Source organism: Hallerella sp. (assembly GCF_022776125.1).
In the GTDB taxonomy this organism is placed as follows: domain Bacteria; phylum Fibrobacterota; class Fibrobacteria; order Fibrobacterales; family Fibrobacteraceae; genus Hallerella; species Hallerella succinigenes.
On record NZ_JALFIA010000019.1, the window covers coordinates 37163 to 49307 of the forward strand.

13 protein-coding genes are annotated in these 12145 nt (G+C 50.3%); 4 read left to right on the top strand and 9 right to left on the bottom strand.

Going from position 1 to position 12145, the window contains the following annotated elements:
- Positions 1-22: 22 nt before the first annotated feature.
- Entirely contained in the window at positions 23-850 is an 828-nt protein-coding gene (locus MR847_RS02855; protein WP_287722893.1) for a hypothetical protein, read from the top strand.
- A 23-nt stretch (positions 851-873) separates the two neighbouring features.
- Here MR847_RS02855 and MR847_RS02860 read toward each other — a convergent pair whose 3' ends face one another.
- The 9 genes from MR847_RS02860 to hisE all read right to left on the bottom strand — a co-directional run bounded on the left by MR847_RS02860 (position 874) and on the right by hisE (position 7870).
- A complete protein-coding gene (locus MR847_RS02860; protein ID WP_100424671.1) occupies positions 874-1656 on the bottom strand; it encodes a hypothetical protein in 783 nt (260 codons plus the stop codon).
- Positions 1650-2585 carry an MlaD family protein gene (locus tag MR847_RS02865; RefSeq protein WP_100424672.1) on the bottom strand — a complete coding sequence of 312 codons (936 nt, stop codon included), beginning with the start codon at positions 2583-2585 and terminating at the stop codon, positions 1650-1652. Before MR847_RS02865 ends, MR847_RS02860 begins: the two co-directional genes overlap by 7 nt.
- Before the next feature lie 90 nt (positions 2586-2675).
- Positions 2676-3455, bottom strand: coding sequence for an ABC transporter ATP-binding protein (locus MR847_RS02870; RefSeq protein ID WP_100424673.1), 780 nt, complete (start codon positions 3453-3455; stop codon positions 2676-2678).
- Complete coding sequence (locus MR847_RS02875; protein WP_100424674.1) at positions 3455-4327, bottom strand: MlaE family ABC transporter permease; 873 nt, start codon at positions 4325-4327, stop codon at positions 3455-3457. Before MR847_RS02875 ends, MR847_RS02870 begins: the two co-directional genes overlap by 1 nt.
- The gene (yihA, locus tag MR847_RS02880; protein ID WP_100424675.1) at positions 4327-4941 is read right to left on the bottom strand and encodes a ribosome biogenesis GTP-binding protein YihA/YsxC; all 615 of its coding nucleotides are present in this window, start codon (positions 4939-4941) and stop codon (positions 4327-4329) included. The genes MR847_RS02875 and yihA overlap by 1 nt, the downstream gene beginning before the upstream one ends.
- Positions 4938-5531, bottom strand: coding sequence for a recombination mediator RecR (gene recR / locus MR847_RS02885; protein ID WP_241899413.1), 594 nt, complete (start codon positions 5529-5531; stop codon positions 4938-4940). Before recR ends, yihA begins: the two co-directional genes overlap by 4 nt.
- Positions 5524-6762, bottom strand: a complete 1239-nt coding sequence (locus tag MR847_RS02890) for an EAL and HDOD domain-containing protein (protein ID WP_100424677.1) — start codon at positions 6760-6762, stop codon at positions 5524-5526. The genes recR and MR847_RS02890 overlap by 8 nt, the downstream gene beginning before the upstream one ends.
- 11 nt (positions 6763-6773) lie before the next feature.
- Positions 6774-7613 (bottom strand): ATP phosphoribosyltransferase, encoded by an 840-nt coding sequence (gene hisG, locus MR847_RS02895; protein ID WP_100424678.1) that lies wholly within the window; start codon positions 7611-7613, stop codon positions 6774-6776.
- Positions 7610-7870, bottom strand: coding sequence for a phosphoribosyl-ATP diphosphatase (gene hisE / locus MR847_RS02900; protein ID WP_100424679.1), 261 nt, complete (start codon positions 7868-7870; stop codon positions 7610-7612). The genes hisG and hisE overlap by 4 nt, the downstream gene beginning before the upstream one ends.
- A 196-nt stretch (positions 7871-8066) precedes the next feature.
- Here hisE and MR847_RS02905 point away from each other — a divergent pair, with 196 nt between their 5' ends.
- The 3 genes from MR847_RS02905 to MR847_RS02915 all read left to right on the top strand — a co-directional run.
- The gene (locus tag MR847_RS02905) at positions 8067-9596 is read left to right on the top strand and encodes a carbon starvation CstA family protein (protein WP_106519017.1); all 1530 of its coding nucleotides are present in this window, start codon (positions 8067-8069) and stop codon (positions 9594-9596) included.
- Positions 9597-9790: 194 nt separating this feature from the next.
- Positions 9791-11194, top strand: coding sequence for a TolC family protein (locus MR847_RS02910; RefSeq protein WP_100424681.1), 1404 nt, complete (start codon positions 9791-9793; stop codon positions 11192-11194).
- A gap of 15 nt (positions 11195-11209) precedes the next feature.
- Positions 11210-12145: efflux RND transporter periplasmic adaptor subunit (locus MR847_RS02915; RefSeq protein ID WP_287722894.1), on the top strand; the 936-nt coding region annotated here is incomplete at its 3' end.

The following is a 12145-nucleotide window of genomic DNA, read 5'->3' on the forward strand; positions in this document are numbered from 1 at the left end:
AGATTAAATACATTATTTGAGTATGCGTCATCTTGTTTGCATTCTTCTTTCTTGTGCAATTGTCGCTCTCGCATTCCATTATGCAGAGCCGCTGCCCAAGCTACCCCAAAAAGAAGAATTCCTGCCCAAGGCGGAATATGCGAAAGCTCTCGCCATGGGTCACAATGTGACCGCATCGGGTCTTTTCTGGATTAGCGGTATCATCGATCTCGGTGAAAGTTACCTGTACGGGACATCCTACGCATGGCTTTCCCATGTGGGCAACCTTTCTACCGAGCTGGATTCGCTTTTCCGCACGCCGTATAATGTCGTCGGCAGTATCACGAACAACGACGAACCGGACACAACCGACTTTATCGTGATGCGCCGAGCCGTGCGCGTGTACCCGGATGACTGGCGTTTGGCGGTTTACTTCGCCCTGCGTCTTGCAAACAGTCCCACGCACAATTATGCGGAAGCTGCAAAAATCATGAAGCACTTCTCGACTTCAAAAGACACGACCATTCCGCCACACATCAAATCGATTTACCGCAACTTCGAGCTGAACACCATGCAGACCGAAATGGCGCTCGAAATGCTCATCAACGACGCACTCAATCCGCAATTCAAAGACTTGATCAAGGGCTTTACCCCAAAGACTTTGCGCGCCCTGCATCGTAAGGGAGAACCAGATACAAACATCGTCAATGAAGTTTCCTTTATCATGAAGAAGCTCAGTGAACATGCGATCGATCCGAATTACGCCTACCAACGTTTGCTCTCCTTCAAAATGGAAGAACCCGACGACTCCGCTTCTGCAAAAGAACCTGACACGACCACAGCGAACGACACTGCGACTATCGCAAACTAACTTTCAGAAATTCAGAAAAAGATTTAACGCCCCGCAGCCTGCGAGGCTCTTTCTTTATTGCGGGAAAGTCCCATCAGTTCAAAGGCGTTCGCACTGCGTATAAAGTAATCTTTAGCGACGTCAGAACGTTTTTCATTTAGACCGCGGTAATAAAGGATCGTTGCCGACATAAAGGGGCGACCCGCATTTATCGAACTTTGCAAGGCGACATTGTAAAGCGAATCCGCTTTTGATTCTTGCAACAGGTTTGCCATTCGGGCTGCGGTAAAGGCGAGCTTGCCAGGAGCATCTCCGTCCAAAGCGTCATCCGCATCTTCTAAATACTTTTGGGCATTCGCACGGTCACCTTTGCCAGCAAAGGCGATTCCTGCGACACAGAGAATGTTTCCACGAAGTGCGTCCGGAATCTCTTTCAAGAATTCCACGGACATCGAATATTTAAGTTCAATGACCTTGTCGTAATTCTCCTGTTCCAGGAAGATTTCCATCCAGGCGAGATAGTAAGCGGCAAGAGTATTCGTATCCAGTTCCGCCTTGTGAACCTGCAAAAGAAGACCCTGGGCGAACTCCAAGTCCAGGCTCTGCGCCCGCAACGTCGCCATCGAAATCAAGATGCGTCCTTCCGAAGAAATATCCGATTCTTTACGGCTCGAAAGCAAAGCGCGTTCGTACAAGCCATAAGCCTTGGCGAACTTCCCCGCTCGCACTGCTTTGTCTGCGCGGAACGAAAGGTCCTTGGATTCTGACGAGGCAAAAGCGCACACGGCAACAAGCAAACTTGACATCAACATACGACGGATTACCATGTATCCTCCGCCACAAACGGAACAGAGTCACGGTTCGGCATCGAACGGCGAATAATCCACATGTTCGAAATGCCTTCCATCAAGTCATCCGCGTTTTGCAAAGTTTCTTCGCCACGGGCGACGATTCCATTCATGCTCCCCACGACCCTGCCGAGGGAATCCATCGTTCCGTTCAAACGACCAAAGACGCCGTCTAACGAAAGGAATACGTTGTCAAGCTTCTGCGGCGTGTCTTCCATTTCAACACTCATCGCCGAAAGCTTTGTCGTGAGCGAATCCGTGCGGTAAAGGATTCTCGGCAAAGTTCCCGACAAAATATCCAGCAGCTGGATGCCTTCGTAAGAGAAGTAATCCAAGCGGTCCAACTGGCGGTTCAGCTTTTCGTAAATCGTTCTCGATCCGAGAAGGGCTCCGATGGTCGTATTCGTATCCATCGTCAAAGCGACTAGCGTATCGGCCTGATTGATCAGCACGGTCACATGTTCGAGCACCTCATTCAGCGTTTCGATCACCGTTTCAATATCCTGTGATTTGCCTGCGGTAATCGTTTCGCCGTCTTCCAGCATACGGCCTTCACCTTTGCGAACATCCACGTTCACCACACGTTCCGAAATCACGTTCTGGTCACGAATGGCGAAGATCGTAGCGCGGTCCGTAATCCACGGTTGGAATTCTTTTCGGATCGTAAATTCCATGCGCACCATTCCCGACGTTTCGATTTTCATGTCGGAAACATGTCCAATGCTCACGCCGCTGATTTGCACATCCGTTCCGGGATGCAAACCGTGGGCTTTCTCAAAATTACTGTAGAGCTTGTATTCTTCGATACCGATAACCCCTGCGGTCATCATTCGGGCATACAATACAAACAAGAAGACCATTACGGAGAATGTGATGAAAACGCCGACCAAGAGGCCAGACAAATCCATCCAATTAATTTTCCGAACCGGTTTAAGCAACCAGCAATCTCCTTATCCAAAACGTCCACCTTAGGACTTAAAAAAAATACGCTTTTTTCGCTACGAAAAGGAGGAATCCAACTGAAAATCTCGCAAATTGCGGAACATTTCATGCGCCATCGGCGTATCGGAATCCAGCCATTCTTCAAATTTCATGCGCTTGCTCAAACGTTTATTTTCTAAAAAACAAAGATCCGCGCCAAGCTCTCTCGATATCAAAAGGTCATGTGTCACAAGGATCATCGACGTTTTGAACAACGCCTGCATGTTGTCGATCAACGGCAAAAGCGTATTGCGGTTGTAATTGTCAAGACCTGCGGTCGGTTCATCCATCAGCAGAAGACGCGGGTCCATCGCCCAGGCACGCGCAATCGCAACACGTTTCGCCACGCCAGAACTCAACATGTGCGGATATTTTTCCTGTTCATCACGTACACGCATCAAGTCCAAAGCCATGTTCACACGGCGTTCAATTTCCATTGCAGTACCACGGTGATGGTAATACAGGGGAACAAAAATGTTTTCTCGAACCGTCAAGTTCGAAATCAAAGCGCCATTCTGGAAAATCAACTCCACGCCGCGGTGCGCCACTTCCAAAGCCGTATGCTGAGAAATTGGCAAGTGTTCCCCAAAATAATAGAAATCGCCCGAATTCGGTTTATCGAGCCCTGCGATCAAGCGAAGCAACAAGCTTTTTCCTTTTCCCGATGCGCCCGCAATGCAAAGTGTTTCTCCACGGCCAAGCACCAAATCCAAACCGTCCAATGTGTCCGCAGAATCTTCCGAATAACGAAAGTGCAAATTTTCAATGCGGAGAGCTTCCCCTTGCGTCAAATCCATTAGATGATCCTCGACATTTGATTGGTATAGTCAAAGATGTAAAAGAGCGAGAACAGCACATCGATCACAATCACAAACAGAAAGGAATAAATGACCGAACGGGAGGTCGCTTTCGGCACCTGGCGAATGTCACGGCGAATATTCAAACCATGATAGCAAGCATTGATAAAAATGATGATCGCAAAAGCGACCGGCTTTAAAATCGCCATCACAAAGTCGGTCGCCGTCAACGAAAGCAGAATGGACTCCGAAATATAATGCCACGAAAGATTCAGATTCAACGACTCTCGCGAAGCGAGCACGAGTATTTTCGCGACCGCAAAACCACCACAGATACCGCACGCCGAGAACAAGATATTCGCAAGGAGCATCGCAACGATACCGCCAAAAAGCGCAGGCATCACCAGGTAACGCACCGGATTCACCCCGAGAGTTGCCAAGGCGTCCACTTCCGAATTGATCGCCATCGTCCCGATCATCGTCGTGAGAGCGGAACCGCTACGCCCCGAAATGAGGAACGCCGTCAGAATCGGGCCGATTTCACGCACCATCACCACGACCAGCAAACCGCCGAACGCATCCGAAAAGCCCACACGCGGCATGACGGTCATCGCTTCGACTATCGTCACCGTTCCCGTCAAAACGGAAACGATAAACAGAACGGGAAAAACTTCGACCACCGTAAAATAAATTTGGCGAATAATATTTCGCAGGTCACCGCGCAGATTTTGCCCTTCCGCAAAAAAGGAGTACAGGGCGCTGAAAAAAAGAAGAAGCTGTTTTCCAAAAACCGTCGACAGAAAACGACGTCCGATTTTATCGAACACCGATCCGAGCAAAGTCCAGTCGTCTAGTGTACGATGAACTTTCATTACGCCTCGACCGCTACAGTAGAAAGGATTTCCTGCCAGAGTTCGCCTAGGCCGATTTTGCGGAGCGTGCTCAAGCGAAGCGGACGGACCTGATTTTCAAAAAGCTGATTCAAAGCATTACGCGTTTTCGAAAGTTCCGACTGGTTCGCCTTATCGCATTTACTCATCACTGGCAAAACCGGACAACCCAGGGCACGAATGCCTTCGATGGTTTCCACATCAATCGGCTGCGGACCGAGCTTCGAATCGATCAAATAGACGATACCCTTCAGCTCCTTGGAATGTTCCACATAAGCGCGAATGCCGTTCTGCATTTCAGAGACTTTGTCGAACTTGACGCCGGCAAAGCCGACGCCCGGAAGGTCCACCAGGTAAAACGCCTGGTTGAATTTGAAAAAATTGATTTCCTTCGTCTTGCCCGGTTTGGAACTGATTTTCACCAGTTTCCTTCGACCGGTCAACGCATTCAACAAGGAAGATTTACCCACATTGGAGCGACCGAGAAAAGCCACCTGCGGAAGTCCATCCGTCGGCAGTTGCGAAACATTCGTCGCAGCGGTGGTAAATTCAGCCTCCATCGTCGGGCGAAATGCGTTCTTTTCGTTCGGTTTCATATTCCAGTCCTTGATTCAAATGCGCGAAGTACGGTAACTTCATCAATATACTCCAATTCGCTGCCCATGGGAATACCCCTGGCGAGGCTAGAGCGCTTTACAGGCACTCCGGCAAGGAGTTTATCGATGAGAAGTATCGTCGAATCCGCTTCCGGGCTCGATCCGAGAGCAAAAATCACCTCTTCGATCTTTTCCGTTTGAATTCTTTGAATCAGTTGCGGAATATGCAACGTTTCGGGGCCTACACCGTCGAGCGGGGAAAGAACTCCCCCGAGTACAAAGTACAGACCGTGATAAATCCCCGCATTTTCAAACGGGAGAATATCTGAAAATTTTTCCACCACGCAGATGGATCTAGAGCCTTCGCGAGCCTTGCAAATCGGGCAAGGGTCTTCTTCTGCAAAAGAATGGCATTGGCTGCAACGCTTGACTTTGTCACAGGCTTCGACAATTGTATTCGAAAGTGCTTCCGCACGTTCCCGCGGACGGGTGAGCACAAAGTAAGCAAGTCTCCGAGCGGTCTTTTTACCGATTCCCGGAAGCGATGCAAATTCCTGCACCAATTTTTCAAGGCTTGGCGGCTCAACCATGATTCCATCCGTAGGCCGCGTTCAAGCTCGCCGTCAAATCCTTGTTCGAAAGGGAGAGACGCTTCATCAGCGTACCGATACGCTCTTCTCGGTCATTTTCTACCGCTTCCGCAAGCGCAAGGAGCGTTCCGAGCTTTCCCGAGCCGTGCAACAGTGCACTCGTGATTTCCTTATCGACGTCCAAGTCTTCAAGGATCGTCGGCATCGGAGCCTTCACAAGAGCATCCATGCGGCTGACAATGCCCGTGATAAATGCTTGAGCAGGCAGGCATCCGTCCGGATCCAAAACGTCAGCCAAGGCTTCCAAGAAACGGGCTCTTTGCGAAACATTCTGGAAAAGAGGTTTTCCTTGAGTCGAACCGCCCATTTCCGGTTGCGCATAAAGTAAGAGCATCAACCAGTCCTGGATGTGCGGAACGCTGAGCCAAGCGATGGCATCTTGAATCGATTCCACCGGACGGCGACGGAATGTCTTTTGCGAATTCGCATATTGCACCAAGGCTTTCGCCACGGCAGGATGTTCAAGGAAAGTCTTTTCGATATCTGCAAGCGAAGGATCCCCTCGCAAGAACTGCAACAGGCGAAGAATCGTCGCAAGCGAGCCGTCCATTCTTTTACCGCGAACGATTTCCGGCTTCGCAAAGAAAAAGCCTTGAAAAAGATCGTAGCCGTCTTCAAGACGGGCTGTAAAATCTTCTTCCGTTTCCACTTTTTCTGCAAGCAGAACCATGCCGCGTTCCTTGAAGTACGGAACCGCAGCCTTCAAAGCTTCCGCCGAGTTCTCGATCAAGTCGAGCTTCACATACTTGACGTATGGGAAGAACGGTTCGAGACGCTTCAAATTTTCTGCATCAAAAATGACGTCGTCGAGGGCAAATTCATAGCCCCGTTCGTGGTATTTTTTGACGACCGACACAACGGTATCGTCCGCATCCACCGATTCGAGGATTTCCAAAACAAAACGATCGGAATCCAGCGGACTAAAAATATTGTCCAGCAGCATTTCCCGGCTGCAGTTGATGAACGCCTTGTGGTTCCCCACGAGGCGCGAAAGTCCGAAGTTATTCAACACGTTTTCCAGAACCTGGGCCGTTTCACGAACTCCATTCCGAATCAACGCCGTTTTATTATCCGGCGAATCTCGGAACAGAAGTTCATAGGCGAAAATGCCCTGATGGGAATCCAGAATCGGTTGACGGGCCAAATACGCAGGAGATTCTACGGGGCTCATCCAATTCCTTATTAAATGCGAGCGGACTTGATGCTAAAGAGGAGAATGCTACGGCAACCGATGTCCCAAAGCTTGTCCATCACTGCATTTGCATCTTCTTCCGGCACCATCGCCTTCACTGCATACCAGTCACGGCCGTGAAGCTTCGAGATAGTCGGAGCATCCAGGCCCGGAGTCATGTCGCAAGCCTTATTGAGAAGTTCCGCCGGACAGTCATACTCGATCATCATGTACGTCTTGGCAACGAGCTTGCCTTCAATACGGCGAATGAGAGTGTGGACTTCTTCAAGGTCCTGCTTTTGCGGATGGCAGAACAGAGCGGCATTGCTGTGGAACAGAGGTTCGCCCACAATGCGGAGACCGGCCTGCTTCAACGTCGTACCGGTTTCCACCACATCGACGATTGCGTCAGACACGCCAAGGCTCACAGAAATTTCAACCGCGCCTTCCAGCACGACGAAATTCATATCCTTCTTGTAATAGTTGCTGACGATATTCGGGAAGCTCGTTGCGATCGTCGCATTCTTCAGATCGTCGAGAGACTGCACCGGGCTTTCATTCGGCACGGCGGCGCACATCTTGCTTGCGCCATACGGCAAATCAAGAACCTTTACCGCCGGACTCTTCGCTTCTGCATTGAAATCGATACCGGTAATACCCGCATCAATAATGCCGCGTCCAACGTACATCGGAATATCGCTCGGACGGAGGAAGAAGAATTCAATTCCATTCTTCGAGTCGAGCTGCGTCAAAGTCTTGTACGGCTTCGAAGCCTTGTAACCGCAATCCTTCAGGAGTTCCTGGGTCGGTTCAAAGAGCATGCCTTTATTGGGAAGAGCAACCTTAATCATAATTTAGCGTACACCTCTTCGAGCTTGATGCCCTTTTCAGCCATCATCACGGCGACATAGTAAAGGACCTGAGAAAGCTCCAAGCACTGAGCGTCATGGGATTCAAAACGGGCAGCCATCCAAGATTCCGCCGCTTCTTCCACAAGCTTCTTGCCAATGCCATGGGGACCCTTCTTAAAAAGTTCAGTGGTTCCCTTGCCTTCCGGCATTTCTTTTTTTCGCTGGCAGGCGAGTGCATAGATTTCTTCAAAAGTCATATAAGCCTCGATTATGGATTTTGCTCAAATTTAACAAATATTATGGAACGCAACAAATGAAAACCTCAAAGCACCCGAAATCCTGCGTAAAAAGCACGTCCAGCCCGAGTTGCCGAACGTCACGAATTTTACTCAATTTTGTTCGCTATTTGCGGATTCTACAGCAAAAGCGTTCTATGACCTAGAGGTTATTCAAATGATTACATTCCTCATCGGCGTAGCCATCCTGATCGGGGGCTATTTTACCTATGGAAAATTCGTGGAGCGCGTTTTCGGTCCAGATGACCGAAAAACTCCTGCTATCGCTCACCCGGACGGCGTGGACCGAATCGTTCTTCCCCACTGGAAAAACGTACTCGTCCAACTGCTCAATATTGCAGGTATCGGACCTGTCATCGGCGTCATTCTCGGCATTAAATTCGGCGCCATCGTCTTTTTGCTGATGCCCCTCGGCAACGTTCTCGGCGGTGCTGTGCACGATTATTTTTCGGGTATGGTCAGCATGCGAAATGACGGCATGAACGTGCCGGCCCTTTCCCACAAGTTCCTAGGGAGAGGCCCTTCGAAAGTCGTGATGATCTTGATCGCAGTCGCCCTGATCTTTGTCGGCGCAGTCTTTACGAACACGCCGGCAGGCCTTATCAACACACCGGTTCTCGTCGGCGAAGGCAACACGTCCCCGACGATTTTCTGGGGCGCAGTCATCTCCATTTTCGTCTATTACTTTATCAGTACTTTCTTCCCGATTGACAAAATTATCGGCCGAATCTACCCGATTTTTGGCGGTCTTCTGATTCTCGCTTCCATCGCGATTCTCATCGGAATCCTCCCGGAAATCGGTACTTTGGATGAATTCTGCCTTTCCGATTTCTGGAGTAACTTCCACAAGCATCCGACCGGTCAGCCGATCATCCCGATGCTCTTTGTGACCATTGCCTGCGGCATCATCAGCGGATTCCACAGTACCCAAAGCCCGATTGTCGCACGTACGGAAAAGTCCGAACACGTCGGTCGTCAAACCTTCTACGGCATGATGATTGTCGAAGGCTTGATCGGTATGATTTGGGCTGCAGGCGGTATGTATATTTACCACAAGATGCCGGAACTCATCTCCGGTGCCTCGGGCGTGCGCGTTTTGAGCGAACTTGTGACCACCGTTCTTCCGTTTGCCCCGATTTCGATCCTCGTGGTCATCGGTGTGATTATTCTCGCGGTGACAAGCGGCGACACCTCTCTCCGCAGCCTGCGCTTGACCATTGCAGAGCTTTTAAACTTTGACCAATCGAGCCCTAAAAACCGTCTGATTTTAACAGTCCCAATCTTCGCCATTTGTGCACTGCTCATCTTGTGGAGCAATTTCAACAAAGACGGCTTTAACATCCTTTGGAATTACTTCAGCTGGTCTAACCAGGTGATGGCGGTTTGCAGCCTTTGCGTTTCGACCGTCTATCTCCGCGCCAAGAAGAAAAACTTCTGGGTTGCTTTGATTCCGTGCATGTTCATGACCTTCATCGTCTGTGCCTACATTTTCTGGGTAAGCCCGGAAAACCTCGCCGGCGCTCCGGTCGGCTTTGGCCTGCCGTATAAGGTGGCGATCATGTTCGCCTTGCAAGATGCCATCATTCTCGGATTCTTGCTTTGCGCCCGCGGCAAGGCTTTAGCCGATAAGGGCAACGCATTTCAGCCGGACTTCTGGGATTCCAGCCGAGAATTCCAAAAAAATTAATCCCTTTTTGAGTGTAAATAACCAAAAACGTCGCTTTTATGCGGCGTTTTTTTCTTAAACCCGTCATCTATCCGTGCATTAAGCACTTCATCGCCTTAGGAGCCTCTCCCCCATTCTTTGAAATTCCCTTTTTTGTTAATTTTGGAACACAAGATGATTAATGTAAACAAAGAACAACAAAGGATGATTACCGAATGAGTCGATTCCTTTCGAAATTCACGCTGTTTGGAGTAGGAGTGCTCGCCGCAATTCCGGCTTGGGCAACTTCTTACACACGTGACGAAGCCGTCAAAATAGCGCTCGAAAAATCCTCCACCATCAAAACCGCCGAAGAAGAATTGATCTCGGCGAATTCTCAGGTGGACGCCGGATACGGCAACGCGCTCCCGTCGATTGACCTTGACGCAACCGTTACCCGTATCTTTGGCTTGGATGACGTAAAAAAGAGCCACGATCTTTCCAACGCCGCATCCCAAATGGACGCCGGAACGGACGAACCTTATGCAGCAGACGTTCTCGCTCCCGCCATGGACAACTTGATTTACGGCATGAAGAGCCAAGGTTACCGTTGGCAATCCAGCGTGGGCTTGACTGCAACCCAAGTGATTTACGCCCAAGGTAAGGTTGGAACCGGCATTGAAATCGCCAAGACTTACAAAAACTTGAAAGAAGTGAGCCTCGAAAATGCCAAGGCAAACGTGCGTTACGACGTCGAAAACGCCTTTGACCAGCTCATCTTCCTCGACTCCTCCATCGCGATTCTCGAAACGAGCATCGACCAGACGCAAAAGCACATCGACTTCGTAAACAAGTCCGTCGAAAGCGGCCTCGCTTCGGAACTCGACCAGATTCGCGCCCAGCTCGAACTCGACAAGCTCAAATCGACCCTCGAAAAGACAAAGAAGAACCGCGTTCTCGCCCGCAACAATCTCTTGAACACCATGGGCCTTGAATGGGATTCCGATGCTCAGTTCGAAGGAGAGCTCCGCTTCCCTTCGGACAATCTCCCATATCCGGATACCGCCATGGCAAATGTGAAGAAACGTCGCAAGGAACTCGCCCTTCTCGATGCCCAGCAGAAGATGGCCGAAAAGAACATCGAAATTGAAGAAGGCGGATTTAAGCCGACGCTCGTTCTCGTAGGCGGCCTCAAGTATTCAAACAACAAGAACAAGTTCCACGAATGGGACGCTCCGGACTGGGACGACAACATCAACAAGTACGTCGCCCTGAACCTGACGATGAACCTCTTCAACGGTATGAAGACAAAGGAATCCGTCGTCCAGGCAAAGTCCAGCATGCGTAGCGTCCAGATTCAAAAGGAATCCACCGAACGCGCTTTCCGCGTGCAAATTGAATCCTGTGCAAACACGCTCGAAGACGCGAACAACCAGATCGAAATTCAAAAAAATCAAGTCAATTTGGCCCAGCGCAATTTTGATTTGACTGAAGCTTCGTACAAGGTGGGAAGATCCACCCAGCTCGACTTCCTCGACGCATCGCTCAAACTCCGCTCTGCAAAGAACGACTACCTTCAGGCGATTGTCGACTGGAACAAGGCTTATAACGCACTCCTTCAGGCCACCGGTGAATATTAATAAGTAGAGGAATCCATGAACAAGACATTCAAAACCCTCCTGACCATTGCAACGGCATCCATGCTCTTGGCTGCCTGCGACCAGAAAGAAGCCAAGACGGAACCGGTCGCCAAAAAAGCGTCCACCATCGAAGAAATCCAAAAGGAAAAGGGTAAGCCGGCTCGTATCGCCAAGGCCTCTACTCAAACGATTACCGACGTCCGCAAATTCAGCGGTTCGATTGAAGGCATGCAGCAGAACAGCGCCATCTGCAAGATGGGCGATCCGCTCGCCAAGATCCACGTACAAGTTGGCAGTACCGTGAAGAAGGACCAGGTCCTTGCCGAATACCTCTTCACCGGCGACAACACCCAGTACCAGCAGGCCGCAGAACAGGTGAAGCTCCTCGAAGCCGCCACCCAGCGTATGCGTGACGTCTTTGACAAGGGCGGCATCAGCCAGCAGGACATGGATGCCCAGGAAACGAATCTGAAAATAGCCAAGATGAACTTGGAAACCGCTCGCCGCGCCTCCCTGATTCTCGCTCCTGAAGCAGGTGTCGTCACCGAACTCAAGTTCAAAGAAGGCCAGACTCCGGGAGTCGGTGGCGTACTCGCCACGATTGCGAAGCTCGACAAGGTAATCTTAAAGCTCAACGTCACAAGCCAGGATATCGGCTACTTCAAGAAAGGCGCTGCCGCTACTGTAACCATCGCCGGCGAAAAGATGAAGGGTAAAGTTTCCCTGATTCCTCTCGCCGCCAATCCGACAACTCGATTCTTCCCGGTAGAAGTGACCTTCAACAACAAGGGCAAGAAGCTCCTTCCGGGCATGTACGTGACCGCAGAACTTGACGCTCGCCAGGTGAACGGTGTTGCAGTTCCGACCGAAGCCGTTGTTTACCGCAACGGTTCGAACGCCGTCTGGATCGTGGACGAAGAAGGCAAAGCCCGTCGTAAGCTCGTGAAGCTT

Excerpts from the sequence above, each read along its gene's own strand:
- MR847_RS02890 (WP_100424677.1), bottom strand. The coding sequence starts at position 6,762 with ATGAGCCCCGTAGAATCTCCTGCGTATTTGGCCCGTCAACCGATTCTG.
- MR847_RS02910 (WP_100424681.1), top strand. The coding sequence starts at position 9,791 with ATGAGTCGATTCCTTTCGAAATTCACGCTGTTTGGAGTAGGAGTGCTC.
- hisG (WP_100424678.1), bottom strand. The coding sequence starts at position 7,613 with ATGATTAAGGTTGCTCTTCCCAATAAAGGCATGCTCTTTGAACCGACC.
- MR847_RS02855 (WP_287722893.1), top strand. The coding sequence starts at position 23 with ATGCGTCATCTTGTTTGCATTCTTCTTTCTTGTGCAATTGTCGCTCTC.
- MR847_RS02875 (WP_100424674.1), bottom strand. The coding sequence starts at position 4,327 with ATGAAAGTTCATCGTACACTAGACGACTGGACTTTGCTCGGATCGGTG.
- yihA (WP_100424675.1), bottom strand. The coding sequence starts at position 4,941 with ATGAAACCGAACGAAAAGAACGCATTTCGCCCGACGATGGAGGCTGAA.
- hisE (WP_100424679.1), bottom strand. The coding sequence starts at position 7,870 with ATGACTTTTGAAGAAATCTATGCACTCGCCTGCCAGCGAAAAAAAGAA.
- MR847_RS02865 (WP_100424672.1), bottom strand. The coding sequence starts at position 2,585 with ATGGATTTGTCTGGCCTCTTGGTCGGCGTTTTCATCACATTCTCCGTA.
- MR847_RS02860 (WP_100424671.1), bottom strand. The coding sequence starts at position 1,656 with ATGGTAATCCGTCGTATGTTGATGTCAAGTTTGCTTGTTGCCGTGTGC.
- recR (WP_241899413.1), bottom strand. The coding sequence starts at position 5,531 with ATGGTTGAGCCGCCAAGCCTTGAAAAATTGGTGCAGGAATTTGCATCG.
- MR847_RS02905 (WP_106519017.1), top strand. The coding sequence starts at position 8,067 with ATGATTACATTCCTCATCGGCGTAGCCATCCTGATCGGGGGCTATTTT.
- MR847_RS02870 (WP_100424673.1), bottom strand. The coding sequence starts at position 3,455 with ATGGATTTGACGCAAGGGGAAGCTCTCCGCATTGAAAATTTGCACTTT.